The 23,819-nt window shown below is 63.9% G+C and carries 20 protein-coding genes; 12 read left to right on the forward strand and 8 right to left on the reverse strand.

Annotation, left to right across the window (positions count from 1 at the left end; genetic code table 11):
* Positions 1 to 57 precede the first annotated feature (57 nt).
* From mtrA to hpf, 5 genes are all read left to right on the forward strand, one after another.
* The gene (gene mtrA / locus L0G76_RS01510; RefSeq protein WP_167951561.1) at positions 58 to 738 is read left to right on the forward strand and encodes an MtrAB system response regulator MtrA; all 681 of its coding nucleotides are present in this window, start codon (positions 58 to 60) and stop codon (positions 736 to 738) included.
* On the forward strand, positions 735 to 2,702 hold the full coding sequence (gene mtrB / locus L0G76_RS01515) for an MtrAB system histidine kinase MtrB (RefSeq protein WP_304355663.1): 1,968 nt from the start codon (positions 735 to 737) through the stop codon (positions 2,700 to 2,702). The genes mtrA and mtrB overlap by 4 nt, the downstream gene beginning before the upstream one ends.
* The gene (locus tag L0G76_RS01520; RefSeq protein ID WP_304355664.1) at positions 2,699 to 4,420 is read left to right on the forward strand and encodes an LpqB family beta-propeller domain-containing protein; all 1,722 of its coding nucleotides are present in this window, start codon (positions 2,699 to 2,701) and stop codon (positions 4,418 to 4,420) included. The genes mtrB and L0G76_RS01520 overlap by 4 nt, the downstream gene beginning before the upstream one ends.
* Positions 4,421 to 4,451: 31 nt before the next feature.
* Positions 4,452 to 5,162, forward strand: coding sequence for a ComF family protein (locus tag L0G76_RS01525; RefSeq protein WP_304355665.1), 711 nt, complete (start codon positions 4,452 to 4,454; stop codon positions 5,160 to 5,162).
* A 66-nt stretch (positions 5,163 to 5,228) separates the two neighbouring features.
* Positions 5,229 to 5,888: a ribosome hibernation-promoting factor, HPF/YfiA family gene (gene hpf / locus L0G76_RS01530; protein ID WP_304355666.1), complete on the forward strand. Its 660-nt coding sequence runs from the start codon at positions 5,229 to 5,231 to the stop codon at positions 5,886 to 5,888.
* 101 nt (positions 5,889 to 5,989) lie between these two features.
* On the opposite strand, the gene L0G76_RS01535 is transcribed toward hpf, so the two are convergent.
* The 4 genes from L0G76_RS01535 to L0G76_RS01550 all read right to left on the reverse strand — a co-directional run bounded on the left by L0G76_RS01535 (position 5,990) and on the right by L0G76_RS01550 (position 9,386).
* On the reverse strand, positions 5,990 to 7,063 hold the full coding sequence (locus tag L0G76_RS01535; protein WP_304355667.1) for a DUF418 domain-containing protein: 1,074 nt from the start codon (positions 7,061 to 7,063) through the stop codon (positions 5,990 to 5,992).
* 68 nt (positions 7,064 to 7,131) lie between these two features.
* A complete protein-coding gene (locus L0G76_RS01540) occupies positions 7,132 to 7,773 on the reverse strand; it encodes a response regulator (RefSeq protein WP_197679651.1) in 642 nt (213 codons plus the stop codon).
* Positions 7,774 to 7,801: 28 nt separating this feature from the next.
* Positions 7,802 to 8,935 (reverse strand): sensor histidine kinase, encoded by a 1,134-nt coding sequence (locus L0G76_RS01545; RefSeq protein ID WP_304355668.1) that lies wholly within the window; start codon positions 8,933 to 8,935, stop codon positions 7,802 to 7,804.
* A 40-nt stretch (positions 8,936 to 8,975) separates the two neighbouring features.
* Positions 8,976 to 9,386, reverse strand: a complete 411-nt coding sequence (locus tag L0G76_RS01550; RefSeq protein WP_304355669.1) for a hypothetical protein — start codon at positions 9,384 to 9,386, stop codon at positions 8,976 to 8,978.
* 178 nt (positions 9,387 to 9,564) lie between these two features.
* On the opposite strand from L0G76_RS01550, the gene L0G76_RS01555 reads away from it, so the two are divergent.
* Entirely contained in the window at positions 9,565 to 10,806 is a 1,242-nt protein-coding gene (locus tag L0G76_RS01555; protein ID WP_304355670.1) for a winged helix-turn-helix domain-containing protein, read from the forward strand.
* A 54-nt stretch (positions 10,807 to 10,860) separates the two neighbouring features.
* On the forward strand, positions 10,861 to 13,557 hold the full coding sequence (gene secA / locus L0G76_RS01560; RefSeq protein ID WP_304355671.1) for a preprotein translocase subunit SecA: 2,697 nt from the start codon (positions 10,861 to 10,863) through the stop codon (positions 13,555 to 13,557).
* A 22-nt stretch (positions 13,558 to 13,579) separates the two neighbouring features.
* Here secA and L0G76_RS01565 read toward each other — a convergent pair whose 3' ends face one another.
* Entirely contained in the window at positions 13,580 to 14,050 is a 471-nt protein-coding gene (locus L0G76_RS01565; protein ID WP_304355672.1) for an Rv3235 family protein, read from the reverse strand.
* Positions 14,047 to 14,742 carry a LysM peptidoglycan-binding domain-containing protein gene (locus L0G76_RS01570; RefSeq protein ID WP_304355673.1) on the reverse strand — a complete coding sequence of 232 codons (696 nt, stop codon included), beginning with the start codon at positions 14,740 to 14,742 and terminating at the stop codon, positions 14,047 to 14,049. Before L0G76_RS01570 ends, L0G76_RS01565 begins: the two co-directional genes overlap by 4 nt.
* Positions 14,743 to 14,890: 148 nt before the next feature.
* Here L0G76_RS01570 and L0G76_RS01575 point away from each other — a divergent pair, with 148 nt between their 5' ends.
* Positions 14,891 to 15,406 carry a hypothetical protein gene (locus L0G76_RS01575; RefSeq protein ID WP_304355674.1) on the forward strand — a complete coding sequence of 172 codons (516 nt, stop codon included), beginning with the start codon at positions 14,891 to 14,893 and terminating at the stop codon, positions 15,404 to 15,406.
* A 45-nt stretch (positions 15,407 to 15,451) separates the two neighbouring features.
* Here L0G76_RS01575 and L0G76_RS01580 read toward each other — a convergent pair whose 3' ends face one another.
* On the reverse strand, positions 15,452 to 15,673 hold the full coding sequence (locus tag L0G76_RS01580; RefSeq protein WP_092102246.1) for a helix-turn-helix domain-containing protein: 222 nt from the start codon (positions 15,671 to 15,673) through the stop codon (positions 15,452 to 15,454).
* A 140-nt stretch (positions 15,674 to 15,813) separates the two neighbouring features.
* Here L0G76_RS01580 and L0G76_RS01585 point away from each other — a divergent pair, with 140 nt between their 5' ends.
* From L0G76_RS01585 to L0G76_RS01595, 3 genes are read left to right on the forward strand one after another with little or no spacing between them, the layout of a single operon-like run.
* A complete protein-coding gene (locus L0G76_RS01585; protein WP_304355675.1) occupies positions 15,814 to 16,464 on the forward strand; it encodes a hypothetical protein in 651 nt (216 codons plus the stop codon).
* Positions 16,461 to 17,681: a CpaE/TadZ family protein gene (locus tag L0G76_RS01590; RefSeq protein WP_304355676.1), complete on the forward strand. Its 1,221-nt coding sequence runs from the start codon at positions 16,461 to 16,463 to the stop codon at positions 17,679 to 17,681. Before L0G76_RS01585 ends, L0G76_RS01590 begins: the two co-directional genes overlap by 4 nt.
* A 9-nt stretch (positions 17,682 to 17,690) precedes the next feature.
* A complete protein-coding gene (locus tag L0G76_RS01595; RefSeq protein WP_304355677.1) occupies positions 17,691 to 18,143 on the forward strand; it encodes a DUF6912 family protein in 453 nt (150 codons plus the stop codon).
* A gap of 52 nt (positions 18,144 to 18,195) precedes the next feature.
* Here L0G76_RS01595 and L0G76_RS01600 read toward each other — a convergent pair whose 3' ends face one another.
* Positions 18,196 to 18,660 carry a DUF2505 domain-containing protein gene (locus L0G76_RS01600; RefSeq protein WP_304355678.1) on the reverse strand — a complete coding sequence of 155 codons (465 nt, stop codon included), beginning with the start codon at positions 18,658 to 18,660 and terminating at the stop codon, positions 18,196 to 18,198.
* Positions 18,661 to 18,799: 139 nt separating this feature from the next.
* On the opposite strand from L0G76_RS01600, the gene L0G76_RS01605 reads away from it, so the two are divergent.
* On the forward strand, positions 18,800 to 23,692 hold the full coding sequence (locus tag L0G76_RS01605; protein ID WP_304355679.1) for an NAD-glutamate dehydrogenase: 4,893 nt from the start codon (positions 18,800 to 18,802) through the stop codon (positions 23,690 to 23,692).
* Positions 23,693 to 23,819 lie beyond the last annotated feature (127 nt).

Raw genomic sequence — 23,819 nt, forward strand, 5'->3', positions numbered from 1 at the left:
CGGCAGGTGAGGGTGTCGAGGTCGAAAGATTGGGCGCTGATAAGCGACAATGGGAGGATGAACGCTCGTATCCTCGTAGTTGATGATGACACGGCTTTGGCCGAAATGATCGGAATTGTGCTCAAAAGTGAAGGCTTCGAGCCCTTTTTCTGCGCTACCGGTGATCAGGCCTTCGGCGAATTCGAGAAGGTGAACCCGGACCTGGTCCTCCTCGACCTCATGCTGCCCGGAAAGGACGGCCTCGAGGTCTGCCGAGAGATCCGCGAGATCTCCTCGGTGCCGATCATCATGCTCACGGCGAAATCGGACACCGTGGACGTCGTCCTCGGTCTGGAGTCCGGCGCCGACGACTACGTTCCCAAGCCGTTCAAACCCAAGGAGCTCGTTGCCAGGGTGCGAGCCCGCCTGCGCATCTCCGAACCGCAGGCCCCGGAGCTGCTCACCGTCGGCGACGTCGTTGTCGACGTCGCCGGTCACACCGTGACCAAGGGCGGTTCCCCGATTTCTCTGACTCCGCTCGAGTTCGATCTGCTGGTGGCTCTGGCCCGCAAGCCGTGGCAGGTGTTCTCCCGCGAGACCCTGCTCGAAGAAGTGTGGGGCTACCGGCATGCGGCTGACACTCGCCTCGTGAACGTGCACGTGCAGCGTCTGCGCTCGAAGATCGAACGTGACCCGGAGAAGCCGGACATCATCGTCACCGTTCGCGGCGTGGGTTATAAGGCAGGCAGAGCGGCGTGAGTCGCTCTTCGGCTGTGGGCGGCGCAATCCGCACCGCGGCCTCGGCGATGAGGGCGTTCTGGAGGTTCCTCCTCCGCTCGTTCAGTCATTCCCTGCAGCTGCGGATCGTCGTTCTCACCATCGTCCTCACCTCGGTGGCCATCTTCGGGGTGGGCACGTACATGTCACAGCAGATTTCGCGAGGTCTCTTCGACACCCGGCTGCAGTCCCTGTCGTCCCAGGCCGGCACGATCGTCTCAGAGCTGCGCAGCCTCGCCCCCGTTGATGGTCAGGCCGTGACTCAGGAGAACCTGAGCTCTCAGCTGTCGTCGATCTACAACCGCTCCACCGGATCCGTGTATTCACTGACCTTGGAGCCCAGCGACCCGAACTCCTCGTTCTCCACGATCTCTGCCGGGACGACCGATTCCGATGGTGCGCCGTACGAGGTGCCCATCAGCGGTGAGCTCGAGGACGCCATCGGCAAGGCCCCGACCGATGACATGCTCTATCAGTCGGTGAGTCTTCCCGATGGGACCGGACCCGGCCTGCTGATCTCTCAGGAGCTCCAGATCCCCGGCGCCGGGCAGTTCCAGCTCTACTATCTCGGCGACCTGTCCGAGCAGCAGGACACCCTCGACTTCGTCCAGAGGTCGATGCTCGTTGCCGCCCTCGTCCTCGTCGTCCTCGTGGGCGCCGTGGCGTGGATCGTCACCCGGCTCGTGGTGACTCCGGTGCGAACCGGCGCCGAGGTGGCCCGTCTCATCGCCGATGGTGACCTCGACGAGCGCATGCCGGTCCACGGCAATGACGAAATCGCGGTGCTGGGGGAGTCCTTCAACGACATGGCCGACACCCTCCAGCATCAGATCCAGCAGATGGAGCGACTGTCCGTGCTGCAGCGGCAGTTCGTCTCCGACGTCTCCCACGAACTGCGCACACCCCTGACCACGATCCGGGCCGCCGCGGACCTCATCTACGACTCACGTGACGACCTCGATCCGGTGACGGCCCGCAGCGCTGAGCTGCTGAATTCGCAGGCGGAGAGGTTCGACAGCCTCCTGTCGGACCTGCTTGAGATCTCCCGCTACGATGCCGGTGCAGCTGCCCTGGTGGCCAAACCCGTCGACGTCGGTGCGATCGTCACCGCGATCATCGAGACGGTGTCGATGGTCGCGGACCAGATGTCGACGAACATCGTCGTCCACTCCCCGTCCTCACCGGTGATGGCCGAGGTCGACCGGGTGCGCATCACACGGATCGTGCGCAACCTCATCGTCAACGCGATCGAACACGGAGAGTCCAACCCGATCGACATCTACGTCGCCTCCAACGCCGAGGCAGTGGCCGTGAGCGTGCGCGACCACGGCGTCGGAATGAATGAGGAGCAGGTCGAGCACGTCTTCGACCGCTTCTGGCGTGCGGATCCTGCTCGCAAGCGCACCCTGGGCGGGTCAGGTCTGGGACTGGCGATCTCACTCGAGGACGCCCACCTGCACAACGGCTGGCTGCAGGTCTGGGGCAAACCCGGAGAAGGCTCATGCTTCCGTCTGACCGTTCCGCGCCGCCCCGATCAGGAGATCACCTCCTCACCTCTGCCCCTGCCGCCCCGGGACGCGCAGGTCCAGGGTGCTGCCCTGGTCGCGGGTCCGCTGTCCTCGGACGGCTCCGTGCGGATCCAGACAGGGTCGATTCCCATCGTGGTCGAAACCGGTCAGGCTCCTCCCACTCCCGAAGGGTATGGTGGCCAGCCCGAGGTCGTCCGCGGTGACGATGCCATCATCGACGACGGGACCGACCTCACCGGCAGCAGCGAGAGGGCAGACGACCCCGAGGACGCAGACGACAACACCGACAGCGGCACCGACACCGACACTGGTGCAGACGTCGACGACGATGCAGACGGCATTGACACCCGCAGTGAGATTGACGCTGACACCGTCTGGCCCACCGATGCAGCACCCGAAGGAGGATCGCAGTCATGACGACGCCCCGCCGTAAGAAAGGACTGCACGTGCTCGTCCTCGCCGCTGTCGCCGCCCTGGCGCTGACGGCCTGCTCTTCGATCCCGAGCAATTCGCCTGTGGGCCATATCGAAGCGGGCTCCGGTGCCCCGGGAGACAGCAGTGCTCGGATCCCGGACGGACCCGAACCCGGGGACAGCGTCGGCGAGATCGTCCGCGGCTTCCTCTCTGCCGGTGCCGGGACCGGCAACAACTTCTCGGTGGCCAAGTCCTTCCTCACAGAGGCCGAGGCACAGGAATGGAACCCGCAGGAATCGGTGTCGCTGCTGCCCAATGACACCGATCTGGATTCGCTCAATGCCGAAATCACCTCCGACCAGAAGACGCTGACGATGTCGGCGCCCGTTGTCGGGCTCGTCGACTCTTCGGGCGTCTTCAACTCCACCAAACCGGGAACCCAGTCGAACATGGAGTTCTCGCTGCGGCAGGAGAACGGGGAATGGCGGATCGCCTCGGCGCCCGACGGACTGCTTATCTCCCAGACGGAGTTCCAGACGATCTTCCTCAACTACTCACTGCAATTCTTCACCTCCGACTACTCGTACCTGGTGCCGGACTCCCGCTGGTTCCTCCGGTCCTCGTCGACTCCGACCGCTCTCATCAACGAACTCCTCAGCGGTCCCGCCTCATATCTCTCGGGCGCGGTCGTGACCTCGATCCCCGACGGTGTGAAGCTCAGCGATACGAACGTGGTGACGATCGAAAACGGCGTCGCACACATCGCCTTGAGCAACCAGGGAAACTCACCGACGGACAAGGAGAAGGGACTGATCCGGCAGCAGATCGCGTCGACGCTGAAGGTGATTCCCTCGATCTCGAGCATCGAGCTGACCATCGGCGGACAGGCCGTCCCGAAGAGTCTGCAGCCGAAGACCGACACCTCGGTCCAGGTCGACGGCCCACCGGTGGTGCTGGCCAGAGACCGGCTCTCGCGCATCTCGGGCACGACCGTGGCCAAGGTCGAGAACAGTCCCGATCTGTCCAAAGCCAAGGCCAGCGATCCTGCAGTGTCATTCGACGATTCGCTCTACGTCTACCTGCAGAATTCCGGAAAGGAGCTGATGCGCCTCAAGGACGATGCCGTTGACGCGACTCCGATCCTCAAGGGCAAAAGGCTCGTACGGCCCAGCATCGACCGGTTCAATACGGTCTGGACCGGAGAGCGCGACAACAAGGGCGAGCTCACAGCCATCGGCGATGACAGCCAGGAATACACCATCGCCACGGACTTCCTCTCCGGTCGAGACCTCATCGACCTGGAAGTCTCCCGAGACGGCACGCGAATCGCGGTGCTGAGCCGGCACAAGGGCGAACCATCGCGCATCGACGTCGTCGGCATCCCACGTGACAAAGCGGGCAAACCTGCCAGCGCGGTCTCTGATGCCCCGATCGAAGTCGGGTCGAACTTCGAGGAGGTCAAGGACATCTCCTGGGCCGGTTCGACCTCCCTGGCGGCGCTGGCCGCGAAGGAAGGCGAACAGGTCCAGCCCTTCCGCATCGGTGTGACCGGGCCTCCCGCGCAGCTGGGAGAGGTCCCTGACGGCAGCCGAATCGCCTCCGGTGAGGACGGCCGCTCGATCCTCGTGACGAGCTCGTCCGGAGAGATCTACTCCTACAATTCCAATGCCTGGCAGAAACTCATCGACATCTCGGCCAAGGACCCCTCCTACCCGGGCTGAGGCTCAGGGCCCGGCATAGTAGATTTCTCCCATGGGACTGCTGACCGAATTCGGCGAACTCTTCCTGCCCCGCCGGTGTGCCGGCTGCGGCCGGGAGGACGTCTCCCTGTGCACAGCCTGTCTCAAGCTGCTCGGCGGCATCCCGCGAGCCATGGAGCCGCGGTACGGCCAGATCCCCGTCGTCGGCGTCTCGGAATACAGTTCGCAGGTCTCTCACATGGTGGTCAATTTCAAGGACAATGGTCGCCGCGACATCCTCGACCCTCTGGCCCTGGCACTTGCGCGTTCCATCACCGCGGCCTTGGAGTTGGCTCATCATTCGGGCGGCCCGGTCAGACTGTTCCCCGCGCCGAGCTCCGCGCAGGCACGGCGACGCCGAGGCGGCTCCCACACCGCGGTCCTTGCCCGACGCGCCGCCGAACTCGTTCCCGAACTGTCCTTGGAGGTCGTCGACGTTCTCCTCACACGACGCCACCATGACCAGGTCGGTCTGGGAGCCCATGCGAGGCAGCGCAATGTGGCCAGGTCGCAGTACCTCGAGCCGAGGGCCTCAGACTCGATATCTCCCGCAGGCGGAGGCGAATCCGGTGCTGACATTCTCGTCGATGACTTCTCAACTACTGGAGCTACCTTGGCAGAAAGCGCACGGGTACTAGCATCGGTGCAGATCAGACCCGCTGCAGGAGCCGTTCTCGGGCTCGGCCGCGGGGGCACTCGATTTGTCTCTCCCTTTACTGTATAACGGGGTTTACCCATCCAAGGGAATGGGATCGGATGAATCCGAGGAACGAGTCGCTAAGGACGCATCATGGACATTGTTGTCAACGGACGTCAACTGACCATCTCCGACAGTTTTCGGGCCCACATTGAGGACAAGATCGCGAAGGTCGAGCAGCTCGCGCCGCGAGCCCAACGAGTCGAGGTGCACGTCGCTCATGAAAAGAACTCTCGCCAGCCAGAAACCAGCGAACGAGTCGAGCTCACCGTCGTAGCGAAGGGGCCGGCCATTCGCGCAGAAGCCATGGCAAGCGACAAATATGCTGCATTGGACCTCGCCTGGGCGAAGCTCGTCGAGCGATTACGGCGTGCCCGGGACCGCAACAAGGTGCCTCGAGCCGGTCATCACCGGAAGGAATCGACCGCTGAGGCACTGGCCAAGATGCCCGTCGCCGATTCTCTGGTTCCCGAGGAAGGCGCGGCTCTCACTCCGAACGAGCCGGAGAACGCCGACAAGACGAACGGTCGCATCAAGGCCGAAGGCGACTCACCCGTGGTTCTGCGTGAGAAGACATTCAACGGGGCTCCCATCGGCATCGAGGAAGCACTCAATCGCATGGAGCTCGTCGGTCACGACTTCTATCTGTTCATCGACGAGGAGTCGAGCAAACCGTCCGTCGTCTACCGCCGCAAGGGATGGAGCTACGGCGTCATCACACTCGATCGCGAACTTCAGGGCGCTCTCGACTGACCCGATCTGAACACACCCGAGAACACGAGCTCGATCGCCGAGGTGGGTGTCCCCGCCTCGGCGATCTGCGTCTGGAATCTCTGACGTGAGGGGAGCCGGTCTCAGGCTCGAGCGCCTTCGCGACCCCAGGTGACCAGACGCCAGAGCCTCTCCAACGGCCCCTGCCCGACGAAGCGCAGCCACAGGGCGGAGACCAGCATCTGGATGACCATGATGCCGACGCAGATGAGCACGCCCGCCAGATATCCGCCATGGTCATCGAATTGGGCCAGGTCGGGCTCAACGGCCTTGGCAGCGAGGATGAGCAGGGTGGCACCGATGTAGTTGCTCAGCGCCATCCGACCCAGAGGAGCGAAGATCGGTCGCAGGATCGCCTCGGCGGGGGTGGTCATCAGCAGCATGACGATGATGACGAAGCACAGCGCCATGGTGATGCCGAGGCCGGCGGTGATCCACATGTACAGGTGGCGGGTGTTGTAGTCGGTGATGAGGAATCCGAGCACGGAGATCACGGCACTCACGGCACCGACCAGGGCCAGCCAGCCCGGATGATGCAGGCCGCGGCGGACGATGTCGGAGTACCCGGCGGCGAATCCCAGCAGGAAGAGTCCGGGGATGATCACCATACCGCCGCCGGACCAGACCCCCGCGGCCAGGAGCACCGCTCCGGTGATCGACGTGGTCACAGCCAGTGCTCGGGCGGGAATCCATGTCGAGGGAATCAGGATGAGGAGCGCGACGATCGCATAGGGCAGCAGAGCCTCGCCGGGCTGCAGGAACGTGTGGCCGACTCCGATGACGCCGAGGAAGAGTAAACGACGCAGCAGCGCCAGCCGAGGTCGGGGGCTGCGGGCCCTGGCCGAGTTCCACATGATGCCGAAGCCGATGCCGAACAGCAGGGAGAAGATCGGGAAGAAGCGGTTCTGCACGAAGTCCTGTTCGACCCTGTAGAAGCTCTCGACCGCTCCGGTCTCGGTGATGGCGTCGAGGCCGAACATGGGCGGCAGATTGACGATCATGATGCCGCACAGGGCGAGCCCGCGCAGAACGTCGAGGGCTGCGATGCGGGATCGGCCTGCTGAATGTGATCCGCTCATGGCACGGGTTGTGTCCGTGGTGTGGGCCGGGGTGATGGTCGGTGATGCGGACGGGTGGTCACTGGTGTCTGAACTCATGATTGCCATTCTGGTCGGATGCGCCCGCCGCCCACATCAGCACAATGGCCCGACTGTGAGAACGGGGATCAGCCATTCGGCCGATTCATCACACCCGACTCCCACATCCGGGCGGCGATCTCGACCCGATTGCGGGCTCCGAGGCGAGTCTGGATGTTGCCCAAGTGGGTCTTCACGGTCCCGAGCGAGATGAAGAGCTCGGCGCAGATCTCCTGGTTCGTCCGGCCCCTGGCCACGAGACGAGCGACGTCGTTCTCCCGACCGCTCAAGCCTGCGACCCGGTCCTCGCCCGCACCCCCGGCCTGGGCGCGGCGGCTGAGCAGATCCAGGGTCAGCGACGGTGAGATCAGAGCATCACCGTTCGCGGCTGCCCTGACAGCGGCCAGCAGCAGATCGGGTCCGGCATCCTTGAGGAGGAACCCGCTCGCACCGCCGGCCAGTGCCGCATCGACGTAGTCATCATCGTCGAAGGTCGTGACCATGATGACCTTCGAGATCGGGGTCAGGCGGGGAAGTGCGGCGAGCCCGTCGAGTTTGGGCATCCGAATGTCGAGGAGGATGACGTCCGGCTGTTCGCGTTTGGCCAATTCGATGGCATCGACGCCGTCGGCTGCCTGCCCGACCACGGAGATCGACTCATCGGCGTCGAGGATGAGGGAGAACCCCATCCGCACCATGTCCTGGTCATCGACCAGCGCCACTCGAATCACGTTCGCCCTCCATCGGCCGCCATCGGCCTCATTCGTCTGCTGTCGGGTTCAAGGGTATCCGAGCCTCCAACACCCACCCGCCTTCGTGGCCCGGCCCCGCGAGCAGACTCCCGCCGAGGTGGTCGACCCGTGCGCGCAGCCCGTGCAGCCCCGTTCCACTGCCGGTTCCGATCCCACCGGGACCGGGGCCGTTGACCACGGTGAGGGCGATGTCGCGAACGCGTCGGTGCTCTGGCCTCGCCGAGGCGGCGGTGGACACCCGGACCGTGACCGGGACCGCGGCTCCCGCATGTCGGCGGATGTTCGTCAGCGCCTCCGCCAGCACCCGGTCGAGGACGGGCCAGACGGAGGAGGGCACCACCTCGGTGACGGTGTCATCGATTTCGAGAGTGAGGACCGATGCGCCCTCGAAGCTCTCGGCCCGATCGAGGAGAGCCTGGATGCCGGAAGCGATCGGCGAGCGGGCACTGGCGTGTGAAGGGGCATTCGAGACAAGCGCCCGGATCTCCTCGAGGGCACGGGTTCCGGACTCCTCGATCGTGGCCAGCGCGGTCGTGAGAACACCGGCGTCCTCGCTGCGTGCCGCGGCCTGCGAGAGGACGATGATCCCGGTGACCTCGTGGGCGACCAGGTCGTGGAGCTCGGTGGCCATCCGGCGTCGTTCCGCCTCGACGGCGGTGGCATGACGTTCGATCAGGGACCGGTCGACCATCCGCAGGAGCAGACCCAGGGCGAGGCTGGCCACGATCACTGTGGATGCGCCGAAGGCGAATGTCAGGCCATCGCCCGCCATCAGAGCGGGCGTGACGATGCTGCCCACCGAGAGGAGAATGAGCATCAGGAGTTGTGGGCCGGCGGCGAACCAGCGGGCGAGCATGACCACCGTCACCATGCTCAGCCACAGCACGGTCAGGCTCAGGGTTGTGGCCAGGGCCACCGGCACGAGGGCAAGGAGCAGGGCCAGAGCCGCGAGTGCGAGCATCCCCGTGCTCGGGACCTCGCCTCGGGCGGTGCGGCGCTGAGAACGCACCAGGATCGGCAGCGCGGTCGCCGATGCGAACACATCGGCGACCGTGAGCAGCCACCCTGTCCCGGTCAGCAGCTCGAGCGCGAACGTCAGGGGCAGCGGGACGAGCCACAGCCACGTGATCACAGTCTTCATCTCTTCACAGTGTAATCGGGGCACTGTGCCGCTCAGATGCTCAGCCGGTATCGGTCACGGCTGCACCATTCTGGCTCACGCCCTTTTCCACCGCGATCTCACCGGTCTTGTGTCCATCGGCGACCAGGCGCAGCTTGTGGTCCTTCACATCGGCCGAGTAGGTGACCTTTTCGCCGTCGACGCGCTCGATCGGATCAACCTCGCCTTCAGGGTGGTCGAAGGTGACGAAGCGGGTGAGACTCTCAGGTTCGCCGTTGCTGAGCTGGTGGACGAGGAGCTGGTCCTTGTTCGTCCCGTCCTGCAGCTCGAGATCGACATAGGTGAGGTCGACGGAGTCCTCGACCTGCCCCTCCAACGCGAGCTTCGATTGGTGCTCCCAGACGAAGAGCGCGCCGACGGCGGCGGCGATGATGACGAGCAGGGAGGCGAGGGCGATGATGGCCTTCTTCATGAGGTGTCCTGGTTCCTTCGGCTGGGGAGATCGGTTGTGACATCCACAATCCTTCCGCTCGCGACCTCTCCCGGCTTCGGCCGAAGGGCTGATCCGTCTCGGCCGGATGGACACATGTGGCTGCGCGGGGCTCTGCGGTCGTCTGTGCCGTGACATCGGTGTGCTCTACTGTGGGCCCATGCAGAAGATGACACTGTCAGCAGCACGGAGAACTGCGATCGCAGCGACGGGGCTCGATCGTCCGCGCCCGTCGCGGGTGACGGCGCGGCATCTGAAATCCACCTTTGCCAGAATGGGACTGACCCAGATCGACTCGGTCTCACGAGTGGTGCGTGCGCACTACCTGCCGTACTACTCGCGGCTCGGCCCCTACCCACGTGAGACCCTTGACCGGCTCTTCTACTCCGCACCACGCATGGGCGTCGAATACTGGGCCCATGCTGCGGCCTTCGTTCCGCCGGAGACATGGCGACATTTCGAACGGACCAGAACCGAATGGTGGCGCAACGACTACGGTCAGCGTCACCCCGACAGCGGAGGGGACTTCCGAGCCCTGCAGCAGTCAGTCCTCGACGTTGTGGGATCGGGGCCGAAAACCGCACGAGCGGTCGCCGCACTCGTCGACCATGAGATCCCCGAACGCAACCGCGGTCACTGGGGATGGAATCCCAGCCAGGTCAAGATTGCGCTCGAAGCGCTGTTCGCCGGCGGCGTCATCAGTGCCGCCGGGCGCAACGATCACTTCGAACGCGTCTACGCTCTGCCGCACGACGTCAGCCCTGCTCTGCCGCAGACGACGCTGTCCTATGGACCCGCCTCCCATCCCGAACTGGGCATCGATCCCGAAGCCGAACGACCCCGCGGTGTATCCGGCACAGCCAACAACGTGCTCGAACTGACCCGGATCGCGGCCCGGGCACTGGGCATCGCCCGACCCGACTGCCTTGCGGACTACTTCCGGCAGCGGCGCGGGCCCACAGACGAGGCGATCACCTCGCTGCTCGTCTCGGGCGAACTCATCGAAGTCGACGTCGAGGGGACACGGGCGCTGAAATGGCATGCCGCGAAGACACCTCGTGCTGTCACGGCCAGAGCTCTCCTGGCCCCATTCGACCCCTTGGTCTTCCACAGGCCGCGGATCGAATGGCTTTTCGACTTCCACTACCGGATCGAGATCTACACTCCGGCCCAGGACCGTATCCACGGATACTACGTGCTGCCGTTCCTCCTCGGCGAACGCCTCGTCGGACGAGTCGATCTGCATCGGGACCGGGCGGCGAACACCCTCCGGGCGCTCAAGGTGACGTGGGAACCCGACGAAGAGCACGAGGAGGACCTGGCACTCGAACTGCGCGAAATGGCGAAGTGGCTCGGATTGGGGGCGGTGGATATGAGTGGTACTCACCTGCCATTAAGCTAGGGATTATAGAGTCGTCCGAGTTGTTGTCAGGCATTTATGCCGTTTAGGAGAAAAGTGGCTAATTTCCTCGAGAAGCTTCTGCGTACCGGTGAGGGACGCACGCTGAAGAAGCTCCGCCAGTACACGGATGCGATCAATGCGCTGTCCGAGGAGTTCAGCGAAATGTCAGACGCTGAGCTTCGGGAGGAAACCGATCGCTTCAAGAAGCGCTATCAGGATGGTGAGACGCTCGAGTCGCTGCTTCCGGAGGCCTTCGCAGCCGTCCGTGAGGCCTCGGAACGGACCTTGGGCATGCGCCACTTCGACGTGCAGCTCATGGGTGGGGCGGCACTGCACCTGGGCAACATCGCTGAGATGAAGACCGGTGAAGGCAAGACCCTGGTCGCGACCGCCCCGGCTTACCTCAATGCCCTCACCGGTGGCTCCGTGCACATCATCACGGTCAATGACTACCTGGCCACCTATCAGTCCGAACTCATGGGCCGCGTGTTCCGGTTCCTCGGCATGGAGACCGGCTGCATCCAGGCGAACATGTCCTCGGACAACCGTCGCAAGCAGTATGCCGCCGACATCACCTACGGCACGAACAACGAGTTCGGCTTCGACTACCTGCGCGACAACATGGCCTGGTCTGCCGAGGAACTGGTGCAGCGCGGACACGCATTCGCGATCGTCGACGAGGTCGACTCGATCCTCATCGACGAGGCCCGCACCCCACTCATCATCTCCGGCCCGGCCGAAGGCGATGGCAACCGCTGGTACGAAGAGTTCGCCAAGGTCGTCAAGAGACTCAAGACCGACCGAGACTACGAAGTCGATGAGAAGAAGCGCACGGTGGGTATTCTCGAACCCGGCATCGAGCGAGTCGAGGACTACCTGGGAATCGGCAACCTCTACGACGCAGAGAACACCCCGCTGATCAGCTTCCTCAACAATGCGATCCGCGCCAAAGAGCTCTTCAAGAAGGACAAGGACTACGTGATCCTCGACGGTGAAGTCCTCATCGTCGACGAACATACCGGTCGTGTGCTCAAGGGGCGCCGCTACAACGAGGGTCTGCACCAGGCCATCGAGGCCAAGGAGAACGTCAAGGTCCAGGCAGAGAACCAGACCCTGGCGACGATCACCCTGCAGAACTTCTTCCGTCTCTACGAGAAGCTCTCCGGCATGACCGGTACGGCAGAGACCGAAGCCGCGGAGTTCATGTCGACCTACAAACTCGGTGTGGTCCCGATCCCGACGAACAAGCCGATGCAGCGCATGGACCAGTCGGATCTCGTCTACAAGAACGAGGTGTCGAAGTTCGATGCCGTCGTCGACGACATCGCCGAACGCCACGAGACCGGACAGCCGATCCTCGTCGGCACCACCAGCGTCGAGAAGAGCGAATACCTCTCCAAGCACCTGGCGAAGCGCGGCATCCGCCATGAAGTGCTCAACGCGAAGAACCACGCAGGTGAAGCCTCCATCGTCGCGCTGGCCGGACGGAAGAGTGCCGTCACAGTGGCGACGAACATGGCCGGTCGCGGTACCGACATCATGCTCGGCGGCAACGCCGAATTCCTCGCGGTGGCCGAGATGGAGCAGCGTGGATTGGACCCGCAGGAGGACGAAGAGCAGTACGAGGCCGAATGGCACGACGTCATCAAGGCAGCGGAGAAGCGAGTCAAATCCGAGGCCAAAGAAGTCGTCGAGGCCGGTGGACTCTACGTCCTCGGCACCGAACGTCACGAGTCCAGGCGCATCGACAACCAGCTCCGTGGACGTTCCGGACGCCAGGGCGACCCCGGTGAGAGTCGCTTCTACCTGTCCCTGACCGATGATCTGATGCGACTCTTCGGCTCCGGTGCCGCCGAGCGGATCATGGCCACTGCCAATGTCCCCGACGATGTTCCGCTGGAATCCAAAATGGTCTCCCGAGCCATTCTCTCGGCGCAGACTCAGATCGAACAGCGCAATGCCGAACAGCGCAAGAACGTCCTCAAATACGATGACGTGCTCAACCGTCAGCGCACCGTGATCTACGATGAGCGGCGCAGTGTCCTCGACGGGGCAGATCTGGAAGAACAGGTCGCGAAGTTCCGGGAGGAGATCATCGACGACTATGTGGCAGAGGCCACCACCGGGCCGGTCGAGGACTGGAAGGTCGACGAACTCTTCGAAGCCCTGGGCAAGATCTATGAGCCTTCGATCACGGAAGAGGACCTGGCCGAAGAGGTCGGCGGCATCGGCAACCTGACGAAGAACCGCCTCAACCAGGAGATCCAGTCGGATATCGAGGTGTTCTACGAACAGCGGGAAGAGACGCTGGGCGAAGAAGCCACCCGTGAACTCGAACGACGCGTCGTTCTCTCGGTCATCGACAAGCGCTGGCGCGAACACCTCTACGAGATGGACTACCTGAAGAACGGCATCGGTCTGCGAGCCATGGCGCAGAAGGATCCGCTGGTGGAATATCAGCGCGAAGGTTTCGACATGTTCAAAACCATGCAGGATGGGATCAAGGAGGACGTCGTCCGACTCACCAACACACTGCAGGTGACCGTGAAACAGGCCGAGGACACGTCCGACGATGACTCCGACGTTGAGGTCGATGCGGCCGAACTGCGTCACACGACGCCCAAGATGCAGCTGTCGGCGCCCTCCGAGGACGGTTCGTCCTCAATGTCAGAATCTGAGGATGAGGAGGCCGGGGCCGAGCAGCCGGCCAACCGTGCTCAGCGTCGCGCGAAGAAGAAGGCGAAGAGCTGACTCTGCATCTCTGACCTCGCGCTCACATCGTCTGCAGCGCAGTCATCGTCCACCGGGTGGTGAGCAGCTCCAAGCGAATTGCCACCGCCCGGAACCGGTTCTGTGTGCGGACCACGACGGTGACTTCGGCGATTGCGTCGGTGACCCGGCAGACTCTGGCATTGCCCGCACGCAGGGTGCGCGTTGCGCCGAGTTCTCCCATCGGTTTGCTCGGGGCGACCTCTGCTCGAAGCTGGGCGCGTTGATCGATCTTGTCCAGCAGAGCTCGGTCGACCCAGCGGGAGATGGAATCGCTGCGCCGTATGCCGGCGAAGATCTCCAAACACGCCACCGCCAACGATGTCGCGGTAGCCGCAATGCGGCCGTCGTCTCTGTCGTCTTCGCTGCCCCTGCTCTGCTTCGCAGCAGGGGCGGTCGCAACAGGATTCTGCGCTCCGCTGCGCAATGGCGTCGATGCCACTCGAGGACGTGAAAGCACCAGTGGGGCGGTCATGGCTGAATCTCCAATCGTTGGCCGGGCATGATGAGGTTCGGATTCGCACCGATGACGTCCCGGTTGTCTGAGTAGATGTCGTCGACGATGTCTTGAGTGAGGCCACGGGATGAGGGCTGGTTCACAGCGATCGACCACAGGCTTTCCCCGACTCCGACAATATGAACCTCAGCCTCATCGTCGGTGGTCGGCCCATTCTGGTGTGGCGAGGGCTCCGGTCCGGCGGCCGGTGGAGCAGCCGGTGGAGCGGTCGGCCAGCCCGGGTCCGGCGGGGGATCGTCTGGGACTGCGGTCGGCCACCCCGGATCGAGCGAAGGGGCAGCTGTGGCGGCGACGGATACCCGATGGTCGTCGAGCGAAGGTGCATCGGCCGGCAGGGGAGAGGCGTGCGCCGCGTGGACAACCAGGCTGGCCGAGGCTGCGGCAAGAACACTCGAACGCAGCATGGTGGGTACGATGCGCAGCACGGTCCGCGTGGCGATTGTTCTCATGCGCCCATGTGGAAGGAGCCTGACCAGCAGCGTCAGCAGCGAGACGACACCCAGCCGAGAGAACAGCACGGTGGCCGTGCCCACGACGATGATGACAACCAGATCAGTGGTGCTGCGCGGCGCAGGGAGGTGATCCCAGGTGGTGAGGAAAGCACCGATCAGACAGAGCCACGAGATGGTGCAAGCTATCAGCAGATACATGAGAGTCGCCCTTCATTGGAAACGTAACTCTATAGTGCTGTTAGATGTAGTTTGGTGTCAATAGACAAATATAACTACGAAGGTGTAGTTCTGCTGATATGTGCCGAGGCTCTTGTCTGTCGCTCTCGGCTGCGGCAGGCTTCATCTCATGGATGATCGTATCGACGCGCTCCTGTCGGATGTCGAAGCAATGCACGCTTCGCGTGAGGCCCACGCCAGGAGAGGTGAGCTCAGTGACGAAGTCGCGGCTCATGCCGCACAGCGAACTTTGATCGAGCGCATGCGAGGCGCGATCGGCCAGCCGGTGCAGGTGGTTGTCGCCGCTCGAGAGATATCAGGGACGGCTGTCTTTCTGGGCAATGGGATCTTCGTCATCGCCGGCATCGAGACGGCCGTTGTGGCGATCGAATGGATACGAGAGATTCGCACCCGATCGAGAAGGCACAGCCGCGAATCCGGGCCCTTGGAGCGGCTGGGGATGGGATCGGCGCTCAGGCGTCTGGCCGCCGTCCATGAGGAGGTGTCCCTGGAATTGGCGGGTGAGGGCGGGGCTATCCGCGGGCGCTGCGACTTGGTGGCCTCTGACTATGTCGAGATCTCGGGGCGGATCGTGCCTCACCGTGCGATTGCGCTGGTGCAGACCCGAGTCAACCCATTCGCCTAGGCGCTGGTGCCCGGTCGTTCCTCGACCAGGGGAGCGACTCTCGCTTCAGTCGTCGAACGAACCGGTTTTGATCTCGTGCTCGGTGCGTTCGTACATGCGCTGGATGTACGCCTCGATCTCGGTCTTCTCCACCCGCCACTGTCCGCGTCCGCCGACCTTGATGGCACGGAGATCCCCGGTGCGGACCAGGGCGCGGGCCTGAGCGATCGAGACATTGAGCAGATCGGCCACATCGGTGAGCGGCAGGAAGCGATTTTCGACGACCATGAGGGCCCTTTCCCATTCCAGGTGACTGATTGCTTGGTGACAATTTTTGCCAAAACCATTGCTTTGACCTCGTTTGGTGTTCAATACTATCACTCAGAAACAGTTCCTGTCATGGGAAATTTTCCAGAGGTGGAGATGCAATGGAGCTCTCGAAACGAATTCGTCGGCCGAAGTGGACCGATGCCCGTCTGCTCGTCGGTGCGGTCCTGGTCGTCGTGGCCATCGTCGCGACCTACCTGCTCATCAGCGCTGCGAACGCCACCACCCGTGTGTGGGCCAGTGCGGTGCCGCTTGTCCCAGGTCAGGTGGTCAGTACTGAGGATCTGACGGTGGCAGAGGTAAATCTGGCCGATATCGGCGACAAGTACCTGTCCGCGGATGCCGGATTCCCGGATCAGTCGAGCGTACGCGCTGTGATCGCCGCCGGTGAGCTTCTGCCGGCCTCGGCCCTGGCCCCGGTCGCTGAGCTCGAGGGCAGGATCGTGGCCATCGATGTCGCCGGCTCAGTGCCCACGGTGGTCGACGCCGGCAGTCTGGTCGACGTGTGGGCTCAGCCTGAGTCCACAGGGCTCGACGATGAGGGCGTCGACCCCCAACAGATCGTGACCTCGGCTCCGGTCTCCAACATCACTCGTGAGGTCGGCAGCTTCGGCGTCGGGGATGGTGCCAGAATCGAGGTCTTCGTCGCCAGCACGGAGCTCTCCGATGTGCTCGGTGCCCTCGACGGCAACAGTCTCCTCTCAGTCGTCGGCGCCCCCGCGGCGGTCAGGGCCGGGAGTGGTCAGTCATGACGCAGGTTCTTCTGGCCGTGGACTTCGAATTCGACCTGATCCTGTTCGAGCTCCTCAGCGAGGTCGACGAGGTCACCATCGTCGCCCGACCCGCAGACGACGTCGAACTGCTGGCGCTGTGCAGGACCGGCAGCGCCGACGCCGTCATCGTCGGCCAGTACTTCCCGGGGCTGGACGCACAGGTCATCGCCGCGATCCTGGCGGCGGGGACGGCGGTGCTGGGATTCGGCAACGACGCCGAGTCGCTGGAGGCACTCGGCATCGGCAGCCATGTGCCGTCCACCGCAGACGCCGAAACCGTTGCCCAGGCACTCGACGACACCCGCGATTCCACCGTCGTCCCGCCGCGACCCAGCACCCCACCCGGACCACCGGGCGGGCAGGGACACATCGTCACAGTGTGGGGGACGGGCTCCTCACCCGGCCGCACCCTGACGGCGGTCAACCTCGGCGATCACGGTGCCAGACAAGGGCATCGCAGCGTCGTCGTCGACGCCGACACCGTGGCCGCGACGGTGGCCACGACCTTGGGGCTGACGGAGGAGTCGGCGCATCTGGCACGTCTGTGCCGACTCGAGGCGGAGAAGACTCCGCCCCTGGACGTCTCCGCCGTTCCGCATGCTGCGATACGCGAGGACTTCCATGCCGTCACCGGATTGACCAGGCCTGACAGATGGCCGGAGATTCGAGCCTCGGTCCTGACCGCTGTGCTTGCCCGTCTGGCCACGATGTTCGACCTCGTCGTCGTCGACGTCGCAGACCGGGTGGACCCCGACGATGACTTCGCCGATCCGTTCTACGATCGACACTGTGCGACTCGGGCCGCACTCGACGCCGCGGACACCGTTCTCGTCCTCGCCGCCGGCGACCCGATCGGTTTGCAGAGACTCGTCAAGCTGCTCGGCACCGACAGGGCGGAGTCAATGGGCTCGAAGATGCGCATCGGCATCACGAAGGTCCGTGCAGGTGCCGTCGGCCACCCCGCCGAGGTGCGCATTCGCGAAGTGCTCAACAGATTCGTCCGTCGCGACCCCGATTTCATCTTCAGCGACGAGCGGGCGACGGTCGATGCCGCCATGTTGGCCGGTCACACCCTCCACGAGACGAATCCGAAATCGGTGCTCAGCCAGGAGATCGCTGACGTGGTGGCCGAGCTGCTGCCGGCCCGGAAGCGCTCACGGAAGCCGGGTACCCGGCGCAGAGCGGCGTCCCTTTAGGATTGGAGCATGTCCATTCGCTGCTACATCCCGACCACACTGACCGCGCTGCGTGCAGGACTCGAATCCGTGCACGCAGTCGCCCCCGACGCCCAAGGTCGAGAGTTGGGAGGGGAAGAACTCGAAGCACGGGAATTCGACGCTCTGTGCATCGCGGCCGCACTGGCCGCCACCCAGTCGTTCGAGACCGCCGCTGTCTCACCGCGCGCGGTCGTCGCCTACGACGCGCCCGATTCGAGTGCCGGTGAAGGGCTGGCCGAAGGATTCGACGTGCTCACCCTGGACGGAGTCGAGATGAAATCAATCGCGAGCATCCACCTCGACGAGGCCGAGGTCTGGGAGGACGCTGCCGACATCGCAGCCCGGCGGGGAACCGAAGCAGCGGAGGACCACCTCGGCGAGGCTGACCTTCTCTGGTACGACGTGAGCGAGCTGCCCGAACTGCTGCGCGACCGAGACTGAGGCCGGGCGAACCCGGCCTCAGTCTCAGGACGCCAGTCTCAGATCGGCAGCCCTAGGACTGGTCGAGCTTGTGCAGACGGTCGTCGAGTCGCGTCTGAAGAATAGGCACAACTGCCTGTTCGACCATCGATCCGAAGAGGGGAATCGAAGAGCTGATCTCGGCGCGCACCGACAGAGACGTCCCCGAATCTGTCTGCGCGAGCGTGATGAGCGCATCGATCTCGACGGGCACCCCTGCCGCATGGGCGGTCATCCGGATCTCCGCGCTGTCTCCGATGACATCTCCGGGAATGAGGTAGACCTCGACGAGTTCGGCATTCGCCGGGAGATGAGAGGCCAGGGCAGAGGGCATCTCGCTCTTCGGCAGCGGCGTCTTCACCGTCACCTCGGTGTCGGGATCGATCCGCTTCGCATGGGCCTCGGATCCCAGGGACTGCCAGGTCGAGACGTCGGCAAGCCTGAGGAGAAGAGCCGACAGTGAGTCCGCGTATTCATGGCTGAGTGTCAGAGTTCGCATGGCTTAAGTTTGCCAGGCGATCAGGGTCATGACGCGGCAGGGCCGTCGGCGTGCCTTTCTCAGCGTTTGAGCATAGTGTGGGAGATGGCGGTTCGGTGTCGAATCGCAGTAAATTTTGCGCGCTGATCATAGAGGTGACATGGTGTCTCAGGTCTCATATTCGGACATTGCAGAAGAGTGGAGGAAGCAGAAGGGGCAAGGTGCCCCGGAGAATTTCCTCGAAGCGTACTATCCGCGTTTCGAACCTGGCACAGCCGAAGCGGGAACAGAGGCACTGGCCGCGGCGGCCGCCTCGCACTACGCACTGGGACTCGAGTACGACGGGCGATCACCGGCGATCTCCATCTACAATCCCGGAGTCGACTCTCCCGAGTTCCGTGACAACCACACCGTCATCGCGATGGTCCTGACGGACATGCCGCACCTCGTCTCCTCGACCGTCAGCGATCTGGCGACCAGCGGTCGGGCGATCCGTCAGGTCCACCACCCCATCATCGCCGTCGAAGGACAGGGTTCCGAGCTGTCGGTGCTGTCCCCGGCCGAGGCCCCGGCGGTCTCCGCCGACACCGCCGGCATCCCTCTCATCGCTGAAACCGCCGAGGCGGACGGGTCCGTCCTTCCGCAGCAGCAGTCCTGGATCCGCCTCGAGATCGATCGACTTCCCGAAGAGGAGCACGGCAAGCTCGAGGACCAGCTGCGCAGCGTCCTCGACTACGTCGTTGCCGCAGCCACCGATGCCAGCGCCATGGCGCTCCGGGCCAAGGACATCGCGAAGGAGCTGCAGGCGAAACCTCCGCGTTCAGACCTCGCCTCCGAAGCCGAGGCCGCCGCGGAGCTGCTCAACTGGCTCGACGGCCATTTCACCTTCCTCGGATACCGCGAGTACGACTACTCCCATGATGAGAGCCAGAGCAGCCTCGAACCGATCGAGCACACATCCCTGGGCATCTCCACTCTGCGGCCGTTGGTGAAGTCGCGCCTGAGTCGGGCAGTGGCCGATAAGGCCGATGAGCCCCATGTGCTGGTGCTGACGAAGGCGAACTCACGTTCCCGGGTCATCCGGAGGTCCTTCATGGACTACATCGGGGTCAAGACCTTCGACGCAGCCGGTGAGATCGTCGGAGAACGTCGCTTCGTCGGTGTGTTCAAGCCCGAGTTCTACAACGACAGCGTCCTCAACATTCCGGTCATCAACCGCAAGGTGCGCAAGATCCTCTCCGCCAGCGGATTCCCCGCCGGATCCCATTCGGCGAACGAACTCCTGGGCATCCTCGAGACCTATCCGCGCGATGACCTCCTGCACGATGGAACAGAGGCGATCTTCGAGGTCGTCATGCAGATCGTCGACATGCAGGAGCGTCGCCAGTCAAGGGTCTTCGTCCGCCGTGACCCCTACCAGCGGTTCGTCTCCGTCATCCTCTACCTGCCCCGCGACCTCTACGACACGGCGGCGCGCATGCGGGTCCAGGAGGTTCTGCGAAAGTTCTATCAGGCCGAAAGCGTCGACTTCGACGTGCTGCTGACCGAATCCGCGCTGGCCCGCATTCACTTCGTTGCCCGCGTCGCCCGTGATGTCGAACTGCCGCAGATCGATCCCGAAACCGTGGAGAAGCGGATCGTCGGCGCCGTGCGCTCCTGGTCAGAAGACGTCCACGCTTTCCTCGCGCCCACAGAGCGTGGAGACAGGGACAGCTCGGTCGCTCGCGCCGACCGGTGGTCAAAGGCGTTCCCACCCAGCTACGAAGAACACCACACACCGGCTGATGCGGTGGCCGACGTCGCACGGTTCGAAGCGCTGGAAGCCGGTCATGGTTCGGTTGTGCGACTCTACCGACCGGAGGACACCTCGGACGCCCCGGTGCGCTTGGCGCTCTATCGCGACGAGCGGGTCGGACTTTCGGAGGTGCTGCCGTTCCTCACCGCCTTCGGAGCAACCGTTCTCGACGAACGCCCGCATGAGCTGGACCTCGTCGACGGTACACACCGCTACATCTACGACTTCGGACTGACCTTCCCCGAAGGGCTCGACGATGCCGACTGCGAACGGATCTCAGATGCGTTCATCGCCGGCTGGGAGGGCAAGAAGGAAGCCGGGGTCTTCGATCGTCTCGTCGTGTGCGGTATGCACTGGAAGCATGTGACGATCATCCGTGCACTGGGCAAATACCTGCGTCAGGCCGGTTTCACCTACTCCGACGCCTATGTGGGCGAGGTCTACAGCGACAATCCGGATATCTCACGGCTGCTGGTGGACTACTTCTTCGCGAAGTTCGACCCGGCCACTGACGAGTCCGGTCGCGCAGACAGGATGGTCGAACTCAACGAGTCGGTCGAGACGGCACTCAGCCAGGTCGCCAGCCTCGACGCGGACCGTGTGCTGCGTTCCTCTCTCGAACTGCTGCGCGCCACCGTGAGAACGAACTACTTCCTCGATGAGTCCGGCGAACTGCCGACGGCGCTCGTGCTCAAGATCCGAGCCAACGAGCTCAGTTTCGTGCCCAAGCCCAAACCGGCTCTTGAGATGTGGGTCTACTCGCCCCAGGTCGAAGGCGTGCACCTGCGCTTCGGCACAGTAGCCCGTGGCGGCCTGCGGTGGTCCGATCGTCGTGATGACTTCCGCACCGAGGTCCTGGGCCTCGTCAAGGCCCAGATGGTCAAGAACGCGCTCATCGTCCCGACAGGCGCCAAGGGTGGGTTCTTCCCCAAGCAGCTGCCTCCGATGAGCGACCGCGAAGCGTGGATGGCCGCTGGCCAGGCCGCCTACGAGGTCTTCATCGAAAGTCTGCTCGAAGTCGCCGACAACCTCGTCTACTCCGCCGACGGCGGTGAGCAGGAGGTCGTCCATCCGGACCGTGTGATCCGCCACGACGGTGATGACTACTATCTCGTCGTCGCCGCCGATAAGGGAACCGCACGCTTCTCAGACGTGGCCAACGCCATCGCCGAGCGTCGCGGTTTCTGGCTCGGTGACGCCTTCGCCTCCGGCGGATCGGTCGGCTATGACCACAAGAAGATGGCGATCACCTCCCGCGGCGCATGGATATCCGTCGAACGTCACTTCCGCGAACTCGGTGTCAACACCGCGGCCGATGACTTCAATGTCGTGGGCATCGGCGACATGAGCGGTGACGTCTTCGGAAACGGCATGCTGCGCAGCGAGCACATTCGGCTCGTCGCGGCCTTCGACCATCGGGACATCTTCCTTGATCCGAATCCCGATGCCGCACGCAGCTTCGTCGAACGCAAGCGCCTCTTCGACTTACCGCGCTCCAGCTGGCAGGACTACGATAGGGAGCTCATCTCCACCGGAGGCGGGGTCTTCCCGCGATCCGCGAAGTCCGTGGACCTCAGCCCCGAGGCCGCAGCGGCCCTGGGACTCGAGCCCGGCAGACGCAGCCCTGCCGAGCTGATGACGCAGATCCTCAAAGCACCTGTCGATCTCGTCTACAACGGCGGGATCGGGACCTACATCAAGTCTTCGGATGAGAGCCATAGCGATGTCGGCGACAAGGCCAATGACGCCATCCGCGTCGACGGTCGTGACCTGCGCAGCCGGGTCGTCGGAGAAGGCGGCAACCTCGGCGTGACCCAGTTGGGCAGAGTCGAAGCAGCGCTGAACGGCGTGGCGATCAACACCGATGCCGTCGACAACTCCGCAGGAGTCGACAGCTCCGACCACGAGGTCAACATCAAGCTGCTCCTGCGCACCCTGCTCCACAAGGGAGCTTTCGCAGCCGAGGATCGGGAACGCGTGCTGCTGTCCTTCACCGATGACGTCGCCGATCGGGTGTTGGCCAACAACTACGCCCAGAACGTCGTCCTCGGTGAGGCACGGGCACAGACCGAATCGATGTCGGGCACCTACGGGCGGATGCTCAGTTATCTGGAGAAGAACGCCGACCTCGATCGTCAGGTCGAATTCCTGCCCGATGCGCTGGAACTGTCCACCCGTGACTTCAGCTCGTATGTCTCCCCGGAACTGGCCGTTCTGCTGGCCTACGCCAAGATGCATGCGGCCGATGAGATCCTCGACAGCGTGGTTCCCGATGAGGACTGGATGAGGCGGGAGCTGACCTCCTACTTCCCTGATTCCCTGGTCGAGAAGTACGGAGAGCTGATACCGGAGCACCCCCTGCACCGCGAGATCGCGACAGCGAAGCTCGTCAACCGGATGATCGACCGAGGTGGGCTCACCTACGTCTACCGGATGCTGGAGGAGACGCCCGCCTCGGTGCCGCAGATCGCCCGTGTCTTCGTCGTCGTCTCCGAGATCTTCGGACTCGACGACTTCTTCGAGGCGGTGTGTGCACTCGACAATAAGGTGCCCACCTCAGTGCAGGTCCAGCTGCAGCACGCCTATGTGCGTCTGCTCGATCGGTCCTCTCGCTGGCTGGTGCAGCAGGCCCCCGACACACTCGACGTCGACTCCGGCATCGAGACGTACGGCAAGGTCGTCGCGGCGCTGCGGGCCAGGGTGCCCGACCTCGTCGATGGGTTCGACGCCGACAGCATGAGGGCCACGGCTCAGGGCTACATCGACGAAGGCGTGCCGAGCGAACTCGCGTGGCGCGCGGCAGCTCTGCTCGACGAATTCGCACTCCTCGACGTCGCCCAGCTGTCCGGCCGGACGAATGAATCCGCGGAGGATGTCGCAGAGGTGTACTACGCCGTCAACGACAAGTTCTCCGGTTCGCAGGTGCTGACACTCATCGGCGCCCTCGACCGCAGCGACCGGTGGTCGGCACTGGCCCGCGGCTCATTGCGCGATGACTTCTACTCGGCCATCCTCTCTGTGGCCGGGACAGTTCTCGCCGCGACGGACTCGCCGATCTCCGGGACTCCGGACGAGCGTGCCAAGCAGCGTCTGGCCGAATGGCTCGAACGCAATGACACAGTGGCCGCGCGGGTGCTGGATACGACCGAGACCATCCTCGGACTCGAGTCCGTCACCCAGGCCCCTCTGTCGGTGCTGCTGCGCATGATGCGCGGCGTGGTCCGCTCCTCGGCATGGGAATCGGAGCACGGTTTCTGAGCAGTGACCGCAAGAGATCAGTGATAGCGTCAGATCATCGCTGACGTCGGCCCACATCGCCCGGCGAACACACGGCGAACAAGTCCCCCGGAATGGGCGCCAAAAACGGCCAGAGCAGGTGACCCTG

Source organism: Brevibacterium picturae (assembly GCF_030453725.1).
Classification (GTDB): domain Bacteria; phylum Actinomycetota; class Actinomycetes; order Actinomycetales; family Brevibacteriaceae; genus Brevibacterium; species Brevibacterium sandarakinum_A.

Bases quoted from the DNA above. Each gene is read 5' to 3' on its own strand.
- L0G76_RS01535 (WP_304355667.1), bottom strand. From the start codon at position 7,063: ATGAGTTCAGACACCAGTGACCACCCGTCCGCATCACCGACCATCACC.
- L0G76_RS01585 (WP_304355675.1), top strand. From the start codon at position 15,814: ATGGAGCTCTCGAAACGAATTCGTCGGCCGAAGTGGACCGATGCCCGT.
- L0G76_RS01575 (WP_304355674.1), top strand. From the start codon at position 14,891: ATGGATGATCGTATCGACGCGCTCCTGTCGGATGTCGAAGCAATGCAC.
- L0G76_RS01550 (WP_304355669.1), bottom strand. From the start codon at position 9,386: ATGAAGAAGGCCATCATCGCCCTCGCCTCCCTGCTCGTCATCATCGCC.
- hpf (WP_304355666.1), top strand. From the start codon at position 5,229: ATGGACATTGTTGTCAACGGACGTCAACTGACCATCTCCGACAGTTTT.
- L0G76_RS01565 (WP_304355672.1), bottom strand. From the start codon at position 14,050: ATGACCGCCCCACTGGTGCTTTCACGTCCTCGAGTGGCATCGACGCCA.
- L0G76_RS01555 (WP_304355670.1), top strand. From the start codon at position 9,565: ATGCAGAAGATGACACTGTCAGCAGCACGGAGAACTGCGATCGCAGCG.
- L0G76_RS01545 (WP_304355668.1), bottom strand. From the start codon at position 8,935: ATGAAGACTGTGATCACGTGGCTGTGGCTCGTCCCGCTGCCCCTGACG.
- L0G76_RS01600 (WP_304355678.1), bottom strand. From the start codon at position 18,660: ATGCGAACTCTGACACTCAGCCATGAATACGCGGACTCACTGTCGGCT.
- L0G76_RS01580 (WP_092102246.1), bottom strand. From the start codon at position 15,673: ATGGTCGTCGAAAATCGCTTCCTGCCGCTCACCGATGTGGCCGATCTG.
- L0G76_RS01590 (WP_304355676.1), top strand. From the start codon at position 16,461: ATGACGCAGGTTCTTCTGGCCGTGGACTTCGAATTCGACCTGATCCTG.
- L0G76_RS01520 (WP_304355664.1), top strand. From the start codon at position 2,699: ATGACGACGCCCCGCCGTAAGAAAGGACTGCACGTGCTCGTCCTCGCC.
- L0G76_RS01525 (WP_304355665.1), top strand. From the start codon at position 4,452: ATGGGACTGCTGACCGAATTCGGCGAACTCTTCCTGCCCCGCCGGTGT.
- L0G76_RS01595 (WP_304355677.1), top strand. From the start codon at position 17,691: ATGTCCATTCGCTGCTACATCCCGACCACACTGACCGCGCTGCGTGCA.
- L0G76_RS01570 (WP_304355673.1), bottom strand. From the start codon at position 14,742: ATGTATCTGCTGATAGCTTGCACCATCTCGTGGCTCTGTCTGATCGGT.
- mtrA (WP_167951561.1), top strand. From the start codon at position 58: ATGAACGCTCGTATCCTCGTAGTTGATGATGACACGGCTTTGGCCGAA.
- L0G76_RS01605 (WP_304355679.1), top strand. From the start codon at position 18,800: ATGGTGTCTCAGGTCTCATATTCGGACATTGCAGAAGAGTGGAGGAAG.